Genomic DNA, 20,464 nt, shown 5'->3' with positions numbered 1-20,464 from the left:
AATGAACTTTATTTGAAATTACCTTCCAATTTGGTACTGATTCTAAGTCAAAAAAAAAGCTTTCGAGTAAATCGAAAGCTTTTTTTTAACCTTTATAAAAACGAATTAATTGTTAACTAGGGCGTCTTGTTTCCAAGTTTTAACAGATGCAATTCTGCTGTTTGAATATTCTACTTCGTTTAGTTTGTTTCCATTCCAAAAAAGCCATTTTCCAATTTTTTCTCCATTTGCATAAGTAGCAACACTTAGCTTGTTTCCGTTTTCGTCAAATGAAGTCCAAATTCCTTCTAGTTTTCCGTTTTTGAAAAATCCTTCTTGTTGAACTTTTCCATTTTCAAAGTAGTAAGTTGTTTTTACTAATTCTCCAATGGCTTCTAGTTTTGGATTACTTTCTTGAGCTGATGCGATTCCTGTAAACAGTAATACGGCAAAGATGATATATTTTTTCATGATGTGGGGGTTTTAAAATTCATATTAGCTTAACAAAGATAAAAAGTATTTTACAATAAAAAAACTTTATGTTAACAATTTGGTAACATTGAACTAAAATTTAACATTTGGACTCAAAAGGTTTAAAAATCCTATTGCTAAAAATTCTTATTTCACAATTCATTATTCATAATTAGTCCTAAATTTGCACACAAGTCTAAGGACAAAACAAACTAAAATTTTGAAGATGTATAGAAGTCATAATTGTGGCGAGTTAAATGCCTCGCATACCGGTATTAATGTAACTCTTGCGGGTTGGGTTCAAAAATCACGTGATAAAGGGTTTATGAATTGGGTTGATTTAAGAGACCGTTATGGAATAACACAATTAATTTTTGACGAAAGTCGTACTGAAAAATCTGTTTTTGAACTAGCAAAAACTCTTGGCCGTGAATTTGTAATTCAGGTTAAAGGTACGGTTATTGAACGTGAAGCTAAGAATAAAAATATCCCTACAGGTGAAATTGAAATTCTGGTAACCGAATTAACAATTCTAAATGCAGCCTTAACTCCTCCTTTCACTATTGAAGATGAAACGGATGGTGGTGAAGACATTCGAATGAAATACCGTTACCTTGACATCAGACGTAATCCAGTAAAAAACAGCTTGCTTTTTCGTCACAAAGTAGCTATGGAAGTACGCAAGTATCTTTCGGATTTAGATTTTTGTGAGGTGGAAACACCTTATTTAATCAAGTCTACGCCTGAAGGAGCTAGAGATTTTGTAGTGCCTTCCCGTATGAATGAAGGGCAGTTTTATGCTTTGCCACAATCTCCGCAAACGTTCAAGCAATTGTTAATGGTGGGTGGAATGGATAAATATTTTCAAATTGTAAAATGTTTCCGTGACGAGGACCTTCGTGCAGACAGACAACCAGAGTTTACACAAATTGACTGTGAGATGGCATTTGTAGAGCAAGAAGACATTTTGAATGTTTTTGAAGGACTAACGCGCCATTTGCTAAAAGAAATAAAAGGTGTTGAGGTTGAAAAATTCCCAAGAATTACCTATGAATATGCTATTAAAACGTACGGAAATGACAAACCAGACATCCGTTTTGGGATGCAGTTTGGGGAGTTAAATCAATACGCGCAACATAAAGAGTTTCCGGTTTTTAATGCTGCCGAATTGGTGGTGGGAATAGCTGTACCGGGAGCCGGAAATTATACCCGTAAGGAAATTGATGCATTAATTGACTGGGTAAAACGTCCGCAAGTAGGAGCTAGTGGGATGGTATATGTAAAATGTAATGATGACGGAACTTATAAATCATCAGTAGACAAGTTTTATGGTCAAGAAGATTTATCACAGTGGGCCAAAATTACTGACGCAAAACCAGGAGATATGATCTTTGTATTATCAGGTCCAGCAGATAAAACAAGAACACAATTATCAGCCTTGCGTATGGAGCTTGCTACACGTCTTGGATTGCGTAAGCCAGATGAATTTGCTCCGCTTTGGGTAGTTGATTTTCCTTTGTTAGAATTTGATGAGGAAAGTGGTCGTTACCATGCTATGCACCATCCGTTTACATCACCAAAACCAGAGGATATGCACTTGCTAGAAACTGATCCTGGAAAAGTTCGTGCTAATGCATATGATATGGTTTTGAATGGGAACGAAATAGGTGGTGGATCTATCCGTATTCATGATAAAGCTACGCAACAATTAATGTTTAAGTATTTAGGTTTTACCGAGGAAGAAGCTAAGGCGCAATTTGGTTTCTTAATGGATGCATTTCAGTTTGGGGCACCTCCTCATGGTGGATTGGCTTTTGGGTTAGACAGACTTGTTGCAATATTAGGCGGACAGGAAACTATACGAGATTTCATCGCATTTCCTAAGAATAATTCGGGAAGAGATGTCATGATTGATGCACCATCAGTTATTGATGATTCACAGTTAAAAGAATTACATATAAAATTAGCGTAGCTTCACGCGGTCTTAAGATTGTTAGAAAACGTTGAATATCAATATTTTTACAAAATAAAAACATAAGAACGCATTTCGTATTGTATTAAATATTACATTTGCTACATTATAAATTATTATTACAATTACAATGCGTACAGGTACAGTAAAATTTTTCAATGAGTCTAAAGGTTACGGATTCATTACAGACGAAGAAACAGGAAAAGACATTTTCGTTCACGCTTCAGGAATCAACGCGGAAGAATTGCGCGAAGGTGACAGAGTTAGCTATGTAGAAGAAGAAGGAAGAAAAGGAAAAGTTGCTGCGCAAGTAGCAGTGATCTAAGCATAAAAATATTTTTTTTTGCCTACGAAAGTTTAAAACGTCCCGAGTATATCGGGACGTTTTTTTTATGGGATAAAGTACTAATAATGAAAATTTCAAGATTTAAGGTGTTGACTTTAGTTTTGAATTTTCTACTCAGCTTTCACATAGAATAAATGAACACTCCTTATTTATAATTAATAAAAATTGCAAATTTACAACGATGTAGTTCGCATGTATTTTAAAAAAATTATTGTTATTTAATAATTTGAAAGTTATCTTTGTTGCTTATTCTTATACATAAAAATCATAATATGCAATCAGATCAATTGAATTACATTCCTATCTTGATGCAGTTTCTTTTAGCTGTAGGTTTTGTTGTAGGAACTATTATAGTTTCTGGAAAATTAGGCCCTAAAAGATCCTCTGAGATTAAAGATAAAAATTTTGAATGTGGTATAGAATCGGTAGGTAATGCTAGGATTCCGTTTTCAGTTAAATATTTTCTTGTAGCCATCCTTTTTGTTTTGTTTGATGTAGAGGTAATCTTCTTATATCCATGGGCAATCAATTTTAAAGAATTGGGAATGGAAGGAATGGTCAAAATGATTGTATTCATGATGTTGCTTCTAGTTGGTTTTTTCTATATCATTAAAAAGAAAGCCTTAGAGTGGGAGTAAATCTTAATAGGAATTGGAAACAATGAATTGTAAAGATTTCAATTTCTAATTATTATAAAAGAATGTTTTTAAAATTTAAATTATGAACTCATACTTCATAATTCATAATTCATAATTTTACAAAGATGAGTAATTCAAATGTAAGTATGGTTGCCCCTCCAGAAGGTGTTGTTGGTGAAGGGTTTTTTGCTACTAAACTCAATGATGTAGTAGGCTTAGCTAGAGCAAATTCGCTTTGGCCATTACCTTTTGCTACTTCTTGCTGCGGTATAGAGTTTATGGCAACAATGGCATCGCATTATGATTTAGCACGTTTTGGATCTGAGCGAGTGAGTTTTTCTCCACGTCAAGCTGATATGTTGCTTGTTATGGGAACAATATCAAAGAAAATGGCTCCTATATTGCGTCAAGTTTATGAACAAATGTCAGAGCCTCGTTGGGTTATTGCAGTTGGAGCTTGTGCATCATCAGGTGGGGTTTTTGATACCTATTCTGTTTTGCAAGGTATTGATAAAGTAATTCCTGTAGATGTTTATGTTCCTGGATGTCCTCCAAGACCAGAACAAATTGTTGATGGAGTCATGAGATTGCAAGAATTGGTAAGAACAGAATCTGTAAGAAGAAGAAGTTCTCCTGAATACCAAGAATTATTAGCTTCCTATAATATCAAATAAATAATGGCGCTAGAAACGATACAAATACAAGAAAAATTAGTCGAAACTTTTCAAGAGGCTGTTTTTGAATTCAAACAAGAAAAAGATATTTTTTCATTTGAAGTAAATGCTGAAACGATAACAGCCGTTATTTTATTTTTAAAAAACGATCCTACATTACGTTTTCATTTTTTAACTGATTTATGCGGAATCCATTATCCTGATAACGATGAAGATCATCAGTTTGCTGTTGTGTACCATTTGCACAATTGGTACGAAAATAAAAGAATCAGAATCAAAGCATATCTTAACGGAGAGAAACCAGAAATTAAAACGATTTCAAACATTTTTTTAAGTTCTAACTGGATGGAAAGAGAAACTTATGATTTTTACGGAATCAATTTCATAGGACATCCACAGTTGAAACGAATTTTGAATATGGATGAAATGATTTCATTCCCTATGCGAAAAGAATTTCCAATGGAAGATAGCGGAAGAACAGATAAAGACGATCGTTTCTTTGGAAGAACAACCGATAATTATTAAAAAAGCACACTTTTATAATTTTTCACATTAAATAAATGTCAGAACTATTATTACCACCAGAGCATCGTTATGCCAAAAGAATTGCTGAGCAGTTAAATGAAGATGGTAGCGAACTTTCGATTCTAAATTTAGGTCCTACGCACCCTGCAACACACGGTATTTTTCAAAATATCTTGTTGATGGACGGAGAACGCATTCTTGAAGCTGAGCCAACAATTGGATACATTCACAGAGCATTTGAAAAAATTGCTGAAAACCGACCTTTTTACCAAATTACTCCATTAACGGATAGAATGAACTACTGTTCTTCGCCTATCAATAACATGGGTTGGTGGATGACTCTTGAAAAATTACTCGATATTGAAGTGCCAAAAAGAGCGCAATATTTAAGAGTTATTGTGATGGAATTGGCTAGGATTACTGATCATATTATTTGTAATTCGATCTTAGGAGTTGATACCGGAGCTTATACAGGTTTCTTATATGTTTTTCAATTTAGAGAAAAAGTATATGAAATCTACGAAGAAATTTGTGGTGCTCGATTGACAACTAACATGGGTAGAATTGGTGGTTTTGAAAGAGACTGGCCAGAAGAAGCTTTTAGAAAACTAGATGTTTTTTTAGAAGAATTTCCTGTGGCTTGGAAAGAGTTTGAAAACTTATTTGAAAGAAATAGAATTTTTATTGATAGAACGGTTAATGTAGGAGCTATAACTGCAGAGCAAGCAATGGCTTATGGCTTTACAGGTCCTAATTTACGTGCTGCAGGAGTTGATTATGATGTGCGTGTAGCACAACCTTATTCTTCATACGAAGATTTTGATTTTATTGTACCAGTAGGAAAATCAGGTGATACATATGATCGTTTTTGTGTGCGTAATGCAGAGGTTTGGGAGAGTTTAAGTATCATTCGTCAAGCTTTAGAAAAAATGCCTGCTGGGAATGAATACCATGCAGATGTTCCTGATTACTACCTTCCGCCAAAAGAGGATGTGTACACTAATATGGAATCCTTAATTTATCACTTCAAAATTGTAATGGGAGAAGTTCCTGTTCCAGTTGCCGAAATATATCATCCTGTTGAAGGTGGAAACGGAGAATTAGGTTTCTATTTAGTAACTGATGGAAGTAGAACGCCTTATAGATTGCATTTCCGTAGACCTTGCTTTATTTATTATCAAGCGTATCCAGAAATGATTAAAGGTTCGTTACTTTCTGATGCGATTGTTATTTTGTCGAGTTTGAATGTAATCGCTGGAGAGTTAGACGCATAAATTCAATTAAAATCAGGAATTAAAAAGTAAATCTTTTGATTTCTAAAAAAATAAATCTTTGTAAACTTTGTGCCTTATTTGTGCACGTAGCGGTTAAAAGAAATAAAAATGGAAAGAACACAGTACAAACAAGAAATAAATATGACCGAAGCATTGATGAATCGCATCAATGAATTAATCAGTCATTATCCTGAAGGCAAACAAAAATCAGCTTTGTTACCCGTTTTGCACGAAGTACAAGATGCTCACAATGATTGGTTGAGTATTGAATTACAGGACAAGGTTGCCGAGATACTAGCGATTAAGCCAGTAGAGGTTTATGAGGTTGTGTCGTTTTATACCATGTTTAACAGAAGACCTGTAGGGAAATACATGTTTGAGTTTTGTCAAACTTCCCCATGTTGTTTGAACGGAGTAGAAGACTTGATGGATTATACTTGCAACAAACTTGGTGTAAAAGTAGGGGAACCTACTCAAGATGGTCTTTTTGAAGTTAGAGGAGTGGAATGTTTAGGTGCTTGTGGATATGCTCCTATGATGCAATTGGGTGATTTTTACAAAGAACATTTGACAAAAGACAAAGTAAATCAGTTAATTGAAGATTGCAAGAACAATACAATAATGCTACACGATAAATAATATGTCACAGAAAATATTATTAGATAAAGTAAATATTCCAGGAATTAAGACCTATGAAGTATATCGTGCCAATGGAGGATATGCGTCAGTAGAGAAAGCCTTGAAAAGTTTAACACCAGATGAAGTTGTAGAAGAGGTGAAAACATCTGGACTACGAGGTCGAGGTGGAGCTGGGTTTCCTGCAGGAATGAAATGGAGTTTTATCGACAAAAAATCAGGAAAGCCAAGACATTTAGTTTGTAATGCTGATGAGTCTGAACCAGGAACGTTCAAAGATCGTTATTTGATGGAATACATTCCTCATTTATTGATCGAAGGGATGATTACGTCCAGCTATGCATTGGGAGCTAATCTTTCATACATCTACATTCGTGGAGAATACATGTGGGTTTATAAAATATTAGAGCGAGCCATTGCCGAAGCTAAAGCTGCAGGTTGGTTAGGAAAAAATATTTTGGGTTCAGGGTATGATCTAGATTTATATGTTCAAATAGGTGGTGGTGCATACATCTGCGGTGAAGAAACAGCGCTTATTGAATCATTAGAAGGTAAAAGAGGAAATCCTCGAATCAAGCCGCCATTTCCTGCAATTTCAGGACTTTGGGCAAACCCAACGGTTGTAAATAATGTAGAAACTATTGCAGCTGTGCCTTGGATAATAAACAATTCAGGTGCAGACTATGCCAAGATTGGAATAGGAAGATCAACAGGAACCAAATTAATTTCTGCTTCGGGACATATTAAAAATCCTGGTGTTTATGAGATTGAATTGGGCTTAAGTGTTTACGAATTCATGAATTCTGATGAGTATTTAGGTGGAATGAGTTCAGACAGACCTTTGAAAGCATTTGTACCAGGAGGAAGTTCAGTTCCGGTTTTACCTGCTGATTTGATTTATAAAACTGCCAATGGCGAGGATCGTTTAATGACCTATGAATCACTTAGTGATGGAGGTTTTGCAACGGGTTCCATGTTAGGTTCAGGTGGATTTATAGTTTACAATGATACAGCATGTATTGTACGAAACACTTGGAATTTCTCTCGTTTTTACCACCATGAAAGCTGTGGGCAATGTTCTCCTTGTCGTGAAGGAACGGGATGGATGGAAAAGGTATTGCATAGAATAGAGAATGGCCACGGTCGTGAAGAAGATATCGAATTGCTATTGAGTATTCAAAGTAAAATAGAAGGAAATACAATTTGTCCACTAGGTGATGCGGCAGCTTGGCCAGTAGCAGCGGCAATTCGTCACTTTAGAGATGAGTTTGAATACCACATTCGTTTCCCAGAAAAAATAAAAAATAGAGATCATTTTGTAGCGGAGCCTTTTTCAAGTGTAAAACATTTAGTAGCGAAGCAAACAGTATAATTTGTTTCAGGACTCAGGTTGAATAACTTGAAACATGAAACTTTAAGACGTTAAGACTTTAAACATGAAAGTAACCATAGACGGTCAAAGCATAGAAGTAGAACCAGGAACAACAATCCTGCAGGCAGCACGTATGATAGGTGGAGAAGTAGTTCCGCCAGCGATGTGTTATTATTCTAAACTAAAAGGAAGCGGTGGAAAATGCCGTTGTTGTTTAGTAGAAGTTGCAAAAGGAAGTGAAGCTGATCCTAGACCAATGCCTAAATTAATGGCATCATGTGTAACGGGTTGTATGGACGGAATGGAAGTGAATAGTAAATCATCTCCACGTGTACAAGAAGCCAGAAAATCAGTAACAGAGTTTTTGTTGATTAATCACCCATTAGATTGTCCGGTTTGTGATCAAGCTGGAGAATGTGATTTGCAAAACTTAAGTTTTGAACACGGAAAATCAGAATCGAGATTCATTGAAGAAAAAAGAACATTTGAACCAGAAGACATTGGTCCGAATATTCAATTACACATGAACCGTTGTATTCTTTGCTACCGTTGTGTGATGGTTGCTGATCAATTGACAGACGACCGTGTACATGGAGTTATGGATAGAGGAGATCATTCTAATATTTCAACGTGTATTTCAAAAGCAGTTGATAATGAGTTTTCAGGTAACATGATTGATGTGTGTCCAGTTGGGGCTTTAACAGACAAAACGTTTAGATTCAAATCTAGAGTTTGGTTTAGTAAGCCATACAATGCACATAGAGATTGTCCTACCTGTTCTGGAAAAACTACAGTATGGATGTTTGGTGACGAAATTCAACGTGTTACAGGAAGAAAAGATGAATACCATGAAGTTGACGAATTTATTTGTAACGGATGTCGTTTTGATCATAAAGACTTAAGAGATTGGACTATTGAAGGACCAAGAGCTTTTGAAAAAGACTCGGTAATCAATCAAAATAAATACAACAGAAAGTTACAGAAAGTTGAAATTGCTACTGAAGAAACTATTTTAAAAGGTAGAGAAACGGATCGTAAAAAAATTAGTATGGCGCAAATTCCATTGACACAAGAAGATATTATGAATCAAAAAAGCTTGGGTAATAATGGATAGCGTATTTATCATAGAAAAAAGTGTTGTTATACTTGTTGTTTTTGCTTTAACAATGTTAATGGCCATGTACTCAACATGGGCAGAGCGTAAAGTAGCTGCTTGGCTTCAAGACCGTGTGGGTCCGAATAGAGCAGGGCCTTTTGGTCTTTTTCAGCCACTTGCAGATGGTTTAAAATTATTTTCAAAGGAAGAATTTGAACCTAATACTCCCAACCGATTTTTGTTTTTTGTAGGTCCAGCTATTGCTATGAGTACTGCTTTGATGACTAGTGCGGTAATTCCTTGGGGAGATAGATTGCATTTATTTGGTAGAGATATTTTACTTCAAGCAACTGATTTAAATATTGGTTTGTTGTACTTTTTTGGAGTAGTATCAGTGGGTGTTTACGGAATCATGATTGGTGGATGGGCCTCTAACAATAAGTTCTCTTTGATGGGAGCTGTGCGTGCTGCATCACAAATGGTATCTTATGAAGTTGCCATGGGACTTTCGATGATTGCTTTATTAATGATGACAGGTACTTTAAGTTTAAGAGAAATATCTGCGCAACAAGCAGGGATGAATTGGAATGTATTTTACCAGCCTTTATCATTTGTTATTTTTTTGATTTGTGCTTTTGCTGAAACAAACAGAACTCCTTTTGACTTAGCTGAATGCGAAAGTGAACTTATTGGTGGGTATCATACGGAATATTCCTCGATGAAAATGGGTTTTTATTTATTTGCAGAATATGCTAATATGTTCATTTCTTCGACTATTTTAGCGGTCCTTTTTTTTGGAGGGTACAACTATCCAGGAATGAGTTGGGTTGTGGAGAATTGGGGTGTAAATATTGGAAACATACTAGGTTTTGCTGCATTATTTGTAAAACTATGTGGTTTTATCTTTTTCTACATGTGGGTAAGATGGACTATTCCAAGATTTAGATACGATCAATTAATGAATTTAGGATGGAGAATATTAATTCCACTATCAATCATTAATATTATGATTACCGGAATTGTAATTTTGAGAGCAGATATTGCTGCTTATTTAGGATTTTAATTAGTACCGAAAAGCCCTAGCCCTGATAGTAGTGGAAATCCTTTTTGTTTTTTCTTTAAAAACAAAAAGATTGAAACGAATAGCAGGATTAGCTTCAAATAAAAATAAAAAATGTCAATAGAAAGTATATCCTTATCGGGAAGAAAAAAGTTAGTCTCTAACAAAGAGATGACTTTTTGGGAAAGAATGTATCTTGTAGCGATTATCAAGGGATTGATAATTACAATCCAGCATTTATTTACTAGAAAAGTTACCATTCAGTACCCTGAGCAAGTACGAAAAATGAGTCCGGTGTATCGTGGACAGCACATGTTGAAACGAGATGAGCAAGGTAGAGAAAATTGTACAGCATGTGGTTTGTGTGCTCTTTCTTGTCCTGCTGAAGCCATCACGATGAAAGCTGAGGAAAGAAAAGCGGATGAAAAACACTTATACCGTGAGGAAAAATATGCTTCGATATATGAAATCAATATGTTGCGTTGCATTTTTTGCGGGTTGTGCGAAGAGGCTTGTCCGAAAGACGCAATTTACCTAACCACATCTAAAGTTCTTGTTCCGGCTAGTTATGAGAGAGAAGATTTTATCTTTGGTAAAGATAAACTAGTGATGCCGCTTGAAATGGCAATTCAAAATGCTCAACTAAAAAACGCTAACTAATGTCTACAATACTTATAATTTTTTGTGTATTGGCTGCTATCACTTTAGCAACTGCTTTTTTGACCATCTTTAGTAGAAACCCAATACATAGCGCTATTTATTTAGTGATTTGTTTCTTTTCTATTGCAGGTCATTATTTGTTATTAAACTCGCAATTCTTGGCCATTGTTCACGTCATTGTATATTCAGGAGCTATCATGATTTTGTTTTTGTTTACGATCATGTTGATGAATCTGAACGAGGAAAAAGAAGTCCACCGACCGAGAATTACACGATTGGGAGCGATAGTTTCTTTTTGTTTGATTTGTTTAGTATTGATTGCGATTTTTATCAATTCAAAACCTATTGTAGGGGAGTATGTGACTACGGGTGAAGATTATCAATCTATAAAAGTATTGGGTAAAATACTCTTGAATGAATATATGGTTCCGTTTGAATTTGCTTCTATATTACTATTGGTTGCGATGATAGGAACTGTGTTATTGTCTAAAAAAGAAAAATTGCAAAAATAAAATGAATAATATTTTAAACCACATTGGTATAGAAAACTATATTTTCCTGAGCGTAATACTTTTTTGTATTGGTGTTTTTGGAGTGTTGTACAGACGAAATGCTATCATTGTATTTATGTCAATTGAAATTATGTTGAATGCCGTTAACTTGTTATTTGTTGCTTTTTCAACGTACCATCAAGATGCGCAAGGACAGGTTTTTGTGTTTTTCTCTATGGCAGTTGCTGCTGCAGAAGTTGCGGTAGGATTGGCCATTCTAGTTTCTATTTTTAGAAATTTAGGTTCTATTACAATTGATAATTTAAAAAACTTAAAAGGATAAATGGAAATGAATACCAATATAGCTTTAGTTTTAGTTCTCGCTCCTTTTTTAGGATTTTTAATTAATGTTTTCTTTGGCAAAAGCCTAGGTAAAACAGTTTCTGGAATTGTAGGTACGCTTGCAGTTTTCATTTCTTTTATTTCTGCTTGTTTTTTCTTTGGTGCTAATGCAGCGCAGCCAAGTGGTTTTCGAATTTCACTTTTTGATTGGATTCAAATCAGTAATTTTAAAGTTGATTTTGGATTTTTATTAGATCAACTTTCTATTTTATGGTTACTGTTTGTAACTGGAATTGGATCATTGATTCATTTGTATTCTATCAGTTACATGCATGAAGATGAGAATATGCACAAGTTTTTTGCGTATTTGAATTTGTTTGTATTTTTTATGATCACACTGGTTGTAGGAAGTAATTTATTAGTCATGTTCATCGGTTGGGAAGGCGTAGGGCTTTGTTCGTATTTATTAATTGGTTTTTGGTATAAAAACCAGGAGTACAATGATGCAGCTAAGAAAGCATTCATCATGAACCGTATTGGTGATTTGGGATTATTGATAGGTATATTCATTGTAGGTAATTTATTTTCAACACTAGATTATACCACTTTAAAAACGGCAATTGCTGGAGCAACAAATGTTGATTTGTATTGGTTAACAGTAGGAGGTTTTGCATTGTTTATAGGTGCTTGTGGTAAATCGGCACAAATTCCATTGTATACGTGGTTGCCAGATGCAATGGCAGGACCAACACCAGTTTCAGCATTAATACATGCTGCTACCATGGTAACTGCTGGTATATTCATGATTACGAGATTGAATTTTGTATTTGATTTGTTGCCAGAAGTACAACATGTTATCGCTATAGTAGGTGCTACAACAGCTCTTGTTGCTGCCACTATTGGTTTAGTTCAAAATGATATCAAAAAAGTATTGGCCTACTCAACGGTATCGCAGTTAGGTTTGATGTTCTTAGCATTAGGTTTAGGAGCTTATGAAGTGGCTGTTTTTCACGTAATCACGCACGCTTTTTTCAAGGCTTGTTTGTTCTTAGGTTCAGGATCAGTTATTCATGCATTGCACGGAGAGCAAGATATGCGCAACATGGGTGGATTGAAAAAAGCAATGCCCATTACTTTTGCAACCATGTTGATTGCTTCTTTAGCAATATCTGGAGTTCCATTATTTTCTGGTTTTTTCTCTAAAGACGAAATTTTATTAGTGGCTTTCCATCATAATATTCCGTTATGGGTTGTTGCTTCTATCGCTTCTATAATGACTGCTTTTTATATGTTCCGTTTGATGTTTTTAACATTCTACAAAGAATTTAGAGGTACTGCTGAACAAAAACATCATCTTCACGAAAGTCCTGCGTTAATTACTGCACCATTAGTTATTTTAGCAATATTGGCTACAATTGGAGGTGTGATTAGTTTGCCTGGAAACAGTTGGTTGAATCATTATTTGATTCCAATTTTACCAAAATTAGCTACTGCAGAACACCATCTTGGAACTACAGAATACATTTTAATGGCAATTGCTGTTGTTGGTGGATTGGTAGGAATAGGAATCGCTTACAGTAAATATATCAAACAAAATTCGGTTCCTAATTCAGATGAAAGTATCACTGGATTTGCAAAAGTACTTTACAATAAATATTATGTTGATGAAGGATATGATTTCTTATTCGTGAAGCCAATTAATGTATTGTCTCGTTTTTTTAGAGATACTGTAGAAACGGGATTATCAGCAATTGTTTTCGGTTTTGGAAAATTAACAAATGAAATCAGTTACCAAGGCAAAAAAATTCAAAGTGGAAGTATTGGATTATATCTTTTCGTTTTTGTATTAGGATTGTGTGCCATTGTTTCCTACTTGTTTCTGGTTTAGTTTTAGATTATAAATTTCAGTAATATTAAATATCTTTTAAAAGTCATGATGAGTGGCTTTTGAAATCATTAAAAATTTTCAAATGAACGTATCTCTAATTTTAATTATACTTTTGATTGGTGCCTTTGCAACCTTATTAGTTGGTAATAAGTTAGCTTCAAAAGTAGCTTTGTTTTTTGGGTTAGTTTCAGCTGTAGCTTCTTTTGTGTTGCTCAATCAATATAATGCTGGTGTAAATATTAATTTTATAAGTCCATGGATTAGTAAGCCAGCAGTTTCTTTTGCATTAACGGCAGATGGTTTGTCTTTAGTAATGCTTTTATTAACTACTATTTTGACACCTATTATTATTTTTTCATCATTTGGAAATCAATATCAAAACTCGAAATCTTTTTATGCATTGGTCTTGTTTATGTCCTTTGCTATGGTGGGTACTTTTTTAGCTTCAGACGGATTGCTTTATTATATCTTTTGGGAGTTGGCCTTAGTTCCGATTTATTTTATAGCTCTGATTTGGGGTAACGGTAATACTGACGATCGTAAAAAAGCTGTTGTAAAGTTTTTCATTTATACCTTAGCAGGATCTTTGTTTATGTTAGTTGCTTTTGTGTATTTGTACCAAAAAGCTGGTAGTTTTTTAATCCAAGATCTTTATGCTTTAAAGCTATCAAGTTCAGAGCAATTTTGGATTTTTCTTGCGTTCTTTATGGCTTATGCTATAAAAATTCCTTTAATACCTTTCCATACTTGGCAAGCTACTGTGTACCAAAAAGCGCCAACCGTAGGAACTATGCTTTTGTCAGGTATTATGTTGAAAATGGGTTTGTATAGTGTGATCCGTTGGCAATTGCCTTTAGCGCCAGTAACCGCTCATGATTACAAATACTTACTTATTGGTATAGGGCTTGTGGGAGTTGTGTACGGTTCTATCGTAGCATTAAAACAAAGAGACTTAAAAAAGTTATTAGCGTATTCCTCTTTGGCACACGTTGGCTTGATTGCTTCTGGTACTTATGCTTTGAACCTTGATGGTTTTAGAGGTGCAGTTTTACAAATGATTGCTCACGGGTTTGTTGTGGTAGGTTTGTTTTTTGTTGCTGAAATCATTTCTAGAAGATATGAAACAAGAGTAATTTCAGAAATGGGTGGTATTCGTGCACAAGCGCCAAAATTTACTTCTTTGTTTTTAATTTTAGTTTTAGCATCAGTTGCTTTGCCTATTACGTTTAACTTTATAGGTGAATTTACCGTGTTGTATGGTTTATCAACAGTGAATATTTGGTTTTCAGTTGTTGGTGGTACTACAATCATTTTAGGGGCTTACTACATGTTAAAGATGTTTCAGCACGCTATGTTGGGTGAAACAAACTCTAAAGTTTTTACAGATGTTACAGCAAGTGAGACTATATCGTTGTTAATCATAGTTGGCGTTTTATTCTTTTTTGGGATGTATCCAAAACCAATTAATGATTTGATAACACCAGCATTAGAACAAATTCTTTTGTTAACGCAAAGGTATTAGTACGCAAGAAGCATAACATTTTAGATCAAAATAAAAGAAATACAAATTAATTAGGTTTATAGATTTTAACATTAGTTGTTTTTTCATTCTATTGTGTAAATCCTAAATCAAACAATCAACAAATGAATACATTAATAGCTATAATAGGATTAGGTGTTTTATGCCTTTTGTTCGAAATTTTTAACCTTAGAAAAGCAATTGTACCAATTTCTATATTGGGTTTGTTAGCAGTTTTGGGCTTAACAGTTTCTGAGTTCAATACGGCCGAAAGTTATTACAACAATATGATTGCAGTAAGTACATTCTCATCTGCGTTTTCATGTTTGTTTATTGTTTTGACAATTTTTTTGATTGCCCTAGGTCATAATTTTTATGAAAATCATCAATCTAAAATTTCCGATTTTATTGCCATAAAAATATTTTTATTAGCTGGAGCAGTTGCTATGGTTTCCTTTGGAAATCTTGCGATGTTCTTTTTAGGGATCGAAGTTTTATCAATTGCTCTTTACATTCTTGCTGCTAGTGATCGTATGAATTTGAAAAGTAATGAAGCTGGAATGAAGTATTTCTTGATGGGATCTTTTGCTTCTGGAATTATTCTTTTTGGAATTTGTTTAATTTATGGTGCCATGGGAAGTTTTGATGTTATTGAAATTTCTGAGCTTTCCCGTTCTGCTGAATTGCCAGTTTGGTTCCCAATAGGGATTGTGTTGTTAACTATCGGAATGCTATTTAAAGTGGCAGCTGTGCCATTTCATTTTTGGGCACCTGATGTGTATGAGGGTTCACCAGCATTAACTACTGCCTTAATGAGTACCTTAGCAAAGGTTGTGGCTATGGCTACGTTGTATAAATTACTTTCGGTGTTGAATGCAGATATGACCGAAGCTTTTAAAATAATAGTAGTTGTTATATCTATGGCGTCTATGACTGTGGGTAATATCATGGCATTGAGACAAACTAATGTAAAGCGTATGCTTGCCTTTTCGGGGATATCTCATGCAGGTTTTATGTTGATGACCTTGTTAAGTCTTTCTACTTCTGCAGGTAGCTTATTGTATTATGCTTCAGCATATTCTCTTGCCGGAATGGCTGCTTTTAGTGTATTGCTGTATGTTTGTAAAAATAGAGATAACGAGGATATTGTAAATTTTCACGGACTTGGAAAAACAAATCCAATACTTGCTGCGATCTTAACTGCTTCATTATTATCTATGGCAGGAATCCCTATTTTTGCTGGTTTTTTTGCAAAATTAGTGTTGTTTAGTGAAACCATCCAAGCGGGATATTTGGCTTTATTCATTGTAGCTGTTGTGAACTCAATTATAAGTGTGGGCTATTACTTCAAATTAATTTTAGCCATGTATACTAAAGATGCCAATGAAGAGCGCAAAGGGACACCAGTAATTATTTATGCCGTGGCAGTTATTGCTATTGTGTTGAATATTGCTTTAGGTTTATTTCCATCATTAGTATTAGATATATTGGCTTAAGCCAAATTTACATATTCTAAAACAGAACCATCAAGAGTAATTTTGATGGTTTTTTTTATGAATGCCTTAACGTTATAACTATGCTGGCTCTGGATATATTTTTATAAATTTGTATATACAAATTACATTATCGCTTTCTAAATATAACATTATGGGAAATACTTTAAAAATACAAATCTGGTCGGATATCATGTGTCCGTATTGTTACATTGGAAAAAGAAGAATAGAAGGTGCTTTGCAAAATTTCGAGCATAAAGATGCTGTTGAAATTGAGTGGAAAAGTTTTCAGCTAGACCCTAATTTTGTAGCTTCTCCTAATGATAATTTAGTAGAACATTTAGCTGAGAAATATAGAAAAGATGAAGTTTGGGCTCAAGAGATGCTCGATAGTATGACTCAAAATGCCAAAAATTCTGGTTTAGATTTTCATTTTGAAAAAGCAATCATGGCTAATTCTCAGCATGCACATCGGTTATTGCATTTAGCCAAAAAGTTGAATTGTGCCGATGCTTTGAAAGAGTTGTTGTTTAAAGGATATTTGACAGATGGTAAAGATATCAATGATCTTAATGCCTTAAAAAATATGGCGCTTGAAGTAGGATTGAATTCAGAATCTATTGATGACGTTCTACAGACAAATGCTTTTGCTGATGAAGTGCAAAAAGACATGTTGGAGGCCCAAAACATAGGTGTTCAAGGAGTTCCTTTTTTTGTTTTTGATGCAAAGTATGCTATTTCTGGAGCACAGCACGAGGAAACCTTTTTAAAAACACTTCAAAAAGTTTGGGATGAAGGTACATTTGATTCTAAAGTTACTGTTCTGAATACTAATGAAGGCAACAGTTGTGGAGTTGAAGGTTGTGATTAAATACGTTTTATGTCACAATCTTAAAACGTATTTACGTTTAATAATATAGGGGTTTAACTTCTAATTTAAGTTGAACCCTTTTTTTTATACTTAGTTAAGAATTGGTTGAGGATTTACAAGCAGTTTGTTGTATTTCATTAACCTTTTTCTGAATACTTATCTCAAGGTCAAATCTAGACCCTTTTTTTTTAAATTTTACTATATGTTGTATGTTATGCAATCTTTTTTATTTCTTAATTCAAGTTTTTTTATAGTAGATTCTTATTTTTTTATGTGGTAGTAACCTTTTTAAATACTCTCTTTTATTGAAGTATATAATTAGGTCTATACATCACTTATAGGCCCACTCGTCGATACTTTAATTCCATTCGTCTATTTTATTCCTGCAAATCCGTAACCAATTTTTAAATTTAAGTAGATCAAAGTGTGCGATTTACGGAATTTTTAAATTGTATGTCATTTTTTTATTTCGCTTTTACCGTCTTTATAAAGGAATATAATCTAATTCTATCATGGATAAAGAACTTAAGTTGTTTTTTATTAAAATAAAGGTGATTAGCTATTTTATAAGTGGTAATGCAGAGTAAATGTTAAAGAATTACTTTTTCAATTTAATTATGAAACCATTGTGATAATTTTAACGTATATTTATTCTGACTTAAATGAGATTTTTTAAAAATGAAAATTTGTTTCAGCCTTTCATATAGAACTCAATTTAATGAACTATTTACATTGATATAGTATTAAAATATAAAACCAATTTTATGTTCCAAAATTACCTCCAAATCTCGGTTTTGCTTGATTGCAAAAGATTTAAATTGTGTTTTTTGTTGCTAGTTTCCTTTCTTGTAGCTCCTTTTGGTTATGGACAAGTACAAGATCCTATAAGCGATTTAAAGATTTTTGATACTTCTACTTTGTTTCGAGACAATGGTTCTCTTGATACTAGTAGCGAATCTGTATCTAAGTCCAGTAAGAAATCCATTAGTGGTTCTTTTTTTAAAACAAGTGGTGCTTTAACTGTATCTGCTTTAGACTTAAATGGTACAGCAGCAGGGGTGAATCACCTTGTATTAGCTAATGTCGGTTTTTTATATTCGACGGTAAGTACAGGTATTAGTATAACGAGCTCCACCGGAACTGTAACAAGCGCAAAGCTAACTTTTTCTACTAGCTCAACAGGTGTACCTGCTGGTGTTCAAAATGCAAACGATCTTGTTCGATTTTTAGCTAGTAATGGGTCAACAGTAAATACATACTTTATCAATGGAACCTCTGCAACTGTTTCGAATACGGTTTATGGTTCAAATAACTTCAGAATAACACACAATGTTTCTACAGGTGTGTTTGATATAACTGATCAGGGAGGTTTACCGATTGATGTGGCCAATTTGCAGGCGCTATTAAGAAACACCTTATATGCGCATTCAGGAGTAACCGTTACAGAGGGTTCAAGATATATGGTGGTCTCAGTTACAGATCCCAATAACACTTTGACTGCGTACACCGAGATTAGACTTACCCGTCCACCTGTAGCAGTTGATGATGTAAATTCTGTAGCAGCAAATTCTGTAGCAGCAATAGCAGGTAATTTAAGTAGTAATGATACAGATCCAACTCCAGGTGATACAAGAACTATTACCGAGGTACATGGATACGCAGCCAGTGTGGGAGCTGCATATACTACTACTTATGGGACTATTACGGTACAAAGTAATGGTACATATTCATATAATGTTGATGTTAATAATACCACCGTAAAAGGTTTAAAGACAGGTGTTTCAATTACTGATATTATTTCATATCAAATTAGAGATATTGCTGGGAATGTTGATTTCGGTTATTTGACGGTTACGATAAATGGAGTAACAGAACCACCAGTGGCAACTGATAATACTAATAATGTTACTGTAGGGACCAGTACTGTAGCGACTGGTAATGTTATATCAGATGATACGGGTTTAGGGTCAGATAAGTTGGATAGGAATACATCTTTATTCGTTTGGGAATCTCAATATACAGATGGTGCAACCGTGAATGGTACAACAAGAACTCTAGGAGGTGTAAATCTTTCCTTTGTTCAAGATACCCCTGCAGGGGTAGGAGCAGCATCAAATCAGACTGTTAATTTTGGAACAAATGGTGGTCATGCTGGTTATTTTTATTTTGCTTCTGATCCTGCTGTTAATCCAGCAGGAGATAATAAATTTACTATTAATTTTAATAAACCTGTAACTAATATTTCTTTTACCTTAACTGATATTGATTATTCACAAAGTAATACTTGGCAAGATCAAATGCGCGTAGTCGGGACATTGGCAGGGGCAACTGTTACTTACAACAAGCAAGTTGCTGGTTCAATAGTGCAAACAGGTTCAGATACATTTTATGGGACAGGAAATGTTCCTCCTAATGATGCACATGGAAATGTAACTATTTCATTTAATAGTCCAATTAACAAGTTAGAATTTTATTATAATTACGGCCCTAATGTAACTGCACCGGATCCTGGAGGTCAAATTGCAGGTTTAACTGATTTGGTTTGGCAAGACGATGAGGCTTCTGGGGTCTTACGAGTTAACGGTTTGACAACTAATGTAGGAGTGCCTGTTGCGGGAACATATGGGACTTTTATCATATATGCTAACGGTAGTTATACTTATACTTTAAACTCTAGTAATCCAGCTGTTTTAGCATTAACGTCTGGTCAAACTCTTACAGATTCAATTCCGTATTCAATTAGTGATAATATTCCAGGTTCGGGTAATATAGCTACGGCAAATCTAATTATAACAATAAGATGTACACCACCTGCTGCACCTACCATTGCAATAGGTGCAGCAACTTGTGCTAGTCAAGGAACTGCGACAATTACAAATTACGATAGTTCATTTGCATATACAGTTTCACCTGCCGGCCCTACTGTGGGAGCCGGAGGTGTAATTAGCAATTTGACTCCAAATACGTCCTATACAGTTACTGCTACTACAGGAGGTGGTGGATGTACCTCGCCATCATCATCAAACATTGTTGTTAATGCACAACCTGCTACACCAGCAGCGCCAACAGCAGGAACAGTTACACAGCCAACATGTGCCACAGCAACAGGCAGTTTCCAAATCACAGGTTATAGTGCATCCAATACGTATGCTTTCAC

Annotated in this window: 19 protein-coding genes; 18 read left to right on the top strand and 1 reads right to left on the bottom strand. The window is 34.6% G+C overall.

Features of this window, described 5'->3' with window-relative positions:
* Positions 1–105: 105 nt before the first annotated feature.
* Complete coding sequence (locus tag IQ05_RS12255; protein ID WP_086453174.1) at positions 106–450, bottom strand: toxin-antitoxin system YwqK family antitoxin; 345 nt, start codon at positions 448–450, stop codon at positions 106–108.
* 226 nt (positions 451–676) lie between these two features.
* Here IQ05_RS12255 and aspS point away from each other — a divergent pair, with 226 nt between their 5' ends.
* The 18 genes from aspS to IQ05_RS12165 form a co-directional block, all read left to right on the top strand.
* On the top strand, positions 677–2,422 hold the full coding sequence (gene aspS / locus IQ05_RS12250) for an aspartate--tRNA ligase (protein ID WP_144893359.1): 1,746 nt from the start codon (positions 677–679) through the stop codon (positions 2,420–2,422).
* Between the two features lie 130 nt (positions 2,423–2,552).
* Positions 2,553–2,747: a cold-shock protein gene (locus IQ05_RS12245; protein ID WP_144893358.1), complete on the top strand. Its 195-nt coding sequence runs from the start codon at positions 2,553–2,555 to the stop codon at positions 2,745–2,747.
* A gap of 293 nt (positions 2,748–3,040) precedes the next feature.
* Positions 3,041–3,406, top strand: a complete 366-nt coding sequence (locus IQ05_RS12240) for an NADH-quinone oxidoreductase subunit A (protein WP_144893357.1) — start codon at positions 3,041–3,043, stop codon at positions 3,404–3,406.
* A gap of 125 nt (positions 3,407–3,531) precedes the next feature.
* Positions 3,532–4,080, top strand: coding sequence for an NADH-quinone oxidoreductase subunit B (locus IQ05_RS12235; RefSeq protein ID WP_144893356.1), 549 nt, complete (start codon positions 3,532–3,534; stop codon positions 4,078–4,080).
* A 3-nt stretch (positions 4,081–4,083) separates the two neighbouring features.
* Positions 4,084–4,605 carry an NADH-quinone oxidoreductase subunit C gene (locus tag IQ05_RS12230; RefSeq protein WP_086453178.1) on the top strand — a complete coding sequence of 174 codons (522 nt, stop codon included), beginning with the start codon at positions 4,084–4,086 and terminating at the stop codon, positions 4,603–4,605.
* Positions 4,606–4,640: 35 nt separating this feature from the next.
* On the top strand, positions 4,641–5,879 hold the full coding sequence (locus IQ05_RS12225) for an NADH-quinone oxidoreductase subunit D (RefSeq protein WP_144893355.1): 1,239 nt from the start codon (positions 4,641–4,643) through the stop codon (positions 5,877–5,879).
* Between the two features lie 108 nt (positions 5,880–5,987).
* Positions 5,988–6,518: a complex I 24 kDa subunit family protein gene (locus IQ05_RS12220; protein ID WP_144893354.1), complete on the top strand. Its 531-nt coding sequence runs from the start codon at positions 5,988–5,990 to the stop codon at positions 6,516–6,518.
* Between the two features lies 1 nt (position 6,519).
* Positions 6,520–7,887, top strand: coding sequence for an NADH-quinone oxidoreductase subunit NuoF (gene nuoF / locus IQ05_RS12215; protein ID WP_086453181.1), 1,368 nt, complete (start codon positions 6,520–6,522; stop codon positions 7,885–7,887).
* A gap of 64 nt (positions 7,888–7,951) precedes the next feature.
* Positions 7,952–9,001: a 2Fe-2S iron-sulfur cluster-binding protein gene (locus IQ05_RS12210; protein WP_144893353.1), complete on the top strand. Its 1,050-nt coding sequence runs from the start codon at positions 7,952–7,954 to the stop codon at positions 8,999–9,001.
* Entirely contained in the window at positions 8,994–10,046 is a 1,053-nt protein-coding gene (nuoH, locus tag IQ05_RS12205) for an NADH-quinone oxidoreductase subunit NuoH (RefSeq protein ID WP_086453183.1), read from the top strand. Before IQ05_RS12210 ends, nuoH begins: the two co-directional genes overlap by 8 nt.
* Before the next feature lie 111 nt (positions 10,047–10,157).
* On the top strand, positions 10,158–10,703 hold the full coding sequence (locus tag IQ05_RS12200; RefSeq protein ID WP_086453184.1) for a NuoI/complex I 23 kDa subunit family protein: 546 nt from the start codon (positions 10,158–10,160) through the stop codon (positions 10,701–10,703).
* Positions 10,703–11,215 (top strand): NADH-quinone oxidoreductase subunit J family protein, encoded by a 513-nt coding sequence (locus IQ05_RS12195; RefSeq protein WP_144893352.1) that lies wholly within the window; start codon positions 10,703–10,705, stop codon positions 11,213–11,215. The genes IQ05_RS12200 and IQ05_RS12195 overlap by 1 nt, the downstream gene beginning before the upstream one ends.
* Position 11,216: 1 nt before the next feature.
* Positions 11,217–11,537, top strand: a complete 321-nt coding sequence (gene nuoK, locus IQ05_RS12190) for an NADH-quinone oxidoreductase subunit NuoK (protein WP_066079401.1) — start codon at positions 11,217–11,219, stop codon at positions 11,535–11,537.
* Between the two features lie 6 nt (positions 11,538–11,543).
* Complete coding sequence (nuoL, locus tag IQ05_RS12185) at positions 11,544–13,424, top strand: NADH-quinone oxidoreductase subunit L (RefSeq protein WP_144893351.1); 1,881 nt, start codon at positions 11,544–11,546, stop codon at positions 13,422–13,424.
* An 82-nt stretch (positions 13,425–13,506) separates the two neighbouring features.
* Positions 13,507–14,946: a complex I subunit 4 family protein gene (locus IQ05_RS12180; RefSeq protein ID WP_144893350.1), complete on the top strand. Its 1,440-nt coding sequence runs from the start codon at positions 13,507–13,509 to the stop codon at positions 14,944–14,946.
* Positions 14,947–15,068: 122 nt separating this feature from the next.
* Positions 15,069–16,439 (top strand): NADH-quinone oxidoreductase subunit N, encoded by a 1,371-nt coding sequence (locus IQ05_RS12175; protein ID WP_144893349.1) that lies wholly within the window; start codon positions 15,069–15,071, stop codon positions 16,437–16,439.
* 151 nt (positions 16,440–16,590) lie between these two features.
* A complete protein-coding gene (locus IQ05_RS12170) occupies positions 16,591–17,307 on the top strand; it encodes a DsbA family oxidoreductase (protein WP_144893348.1) in 717 nt (238 codons plus the stop codon).
* Positions 17,308–18,134: 827 nt separating this feature from the next.
* The coding region (locus IQ05_RS12165; RefSeq protein WP_158634592.1) for a beta strand repeat-containing protein at positions 18,135–20,464 on the top strand (2,330 nt) is incomplete at its 3' end.

The organism is Flavobacterium tiangeerense (genome assembly GCF_007830355.1).
Lineage (GTDB): Bacteria > Bacteroidota > Bacteroidia > Flavobacteriales > Flavobacteriaceae > Flavobacterium > Flavobacterium tiangeerense.
This window is presented reverse-complemented; position numbering and strand designations above follow the sequence as displayed.

What these genes read in the sequence shown, in the direction of transcription:
- nuoK (WP_066079401.1), top strand. Translation starts at nt 11,217, where the DNA reads ATGAATAATATTTTAAACCACATTGGTATAGAAAACTATATTTTCCTG.
- aspS (WP_144893359.1), top strand. Translation starts at nt 677, where the DNA reads ATGTATAGAAGTCATAATTGTGGCGAGTTAAATGCCTCGCATACCGGT.
- nuoH (WP_086453183.1), top strand. Translation starts at nt 8,994, where the DNA reads ATGGATAGCGTATTTATCATAGAAAAAAGTGTTGTTATACTTGTTGTT.
- IQ05_RS12225 (WP_144893355.1), top strand. Translation starts at nt 4,641, where the DNA reads ATGTCAGAACTATTATTACCACCAGAGCATCGTTATGCCAAAAGAATT.
- IQ05_RS12180 (WP_144893350.1), top strand. Translation starts at nt 13,507, where the DNA reads ATGAACGTATCTCTAATTTTAATTATACTTTTGATTGGTGCCTTTGCA.
- IQ05_RS12245 (WP_144893358.1), top strand. Translation starts at nt 2,553, where the DNA reads ATGCGTACAGGTACAGTAAAATTTTTCAATGAGTCTAAAGGTTACGGA.
- IQ05_RS12210 (WP_144893353.1), top strand. Translation starts at nt 7,952, where the DNA reads ATGAAAGTAACCATAGACGGTCAAAGCATAGAAGTAGAACCAGGAACA.
- IQ05_RS12175 (WP_144893349.1), top strand. Translation starts at nt 15,069, where the DNA reads ATGAATACATTAATAGCTATAATAGGATTAGGTGTTTTATGCCTTTTG.
- IQ05_RS12200 (WP_086453184.1), top strand. Translation starts at nt 10,158, where the DNA reads ATGTCAATAGAAAGTATATCCTTATCGGGAAGAAAAAAGTTAGTCTCT.
- IQ05_RS12255 (WP_086453174.1), bottom strand. Translation starts at nt 450, where the DNA reads ATGAAAAAATATATCATCTTTGCCGTATTACTGTTTACAGGAATCGCA.
- IQ05_RS12230 (WP_086453178.1), top strand. Translation starts at nt 4,084, where the DNA reads ATGGCGCTAGAAACGATACAAATACAAGAAAAATTAGTCGAAACTTTT.
- IQ05_RS12235 (WP_144893356.1), top strand. Translation starts at nt 3,532, where the DNA reads ATGAGTAATTCAAATGTAAGTATGGTTGCCCCTCCAGAAGGTGTTGTT.
- nuoL (WP_144893351.1), top strand. Translation starts at nt 11,544, where the DNA reads ATGAATACCAATATAGCTTTAGTTTTAGTTCTCGCTCCTTTTTTAGGA.
- IQ05_RS12195 (WP_144893352.1), top strand. Translation starts at nt 10,703, where the DNA reads ATGTCTACAATACTTATAATTTTTTGTGTATTGGCTGCTATCACTTTA.
- IQ05_RS12240 (WP_144893357.1), top strand. Translation starts at nt 3,041, where the DNA reads ATGCAATCAGATCAATTGAATTACATTCCTATCTTGATGCAGTTTCTT.
- nuoF (WP_086453181.1), top strand. Translation starts at nt 6,520, where the DNA reads ATGTCACAGAAAATATTATTAGATAAAGTAAATATTCCAGGAATTAAG.
- IQ05_RS12220 (WP_144893354.1), top strand. Translation starts at nt 5,988, where the DNA reads ATGGAAAGAACACAGTACAAACAAGAAATAAATATGACCGAAGCATTG.
- IQ05_RS12170 (WP_144893348.1), top strand. Translation starts at nt 16,591, where the DNA reads ATGGGAAATACTTTAAAAATACAAATCTGGTCGGATATCATGTGTCCG.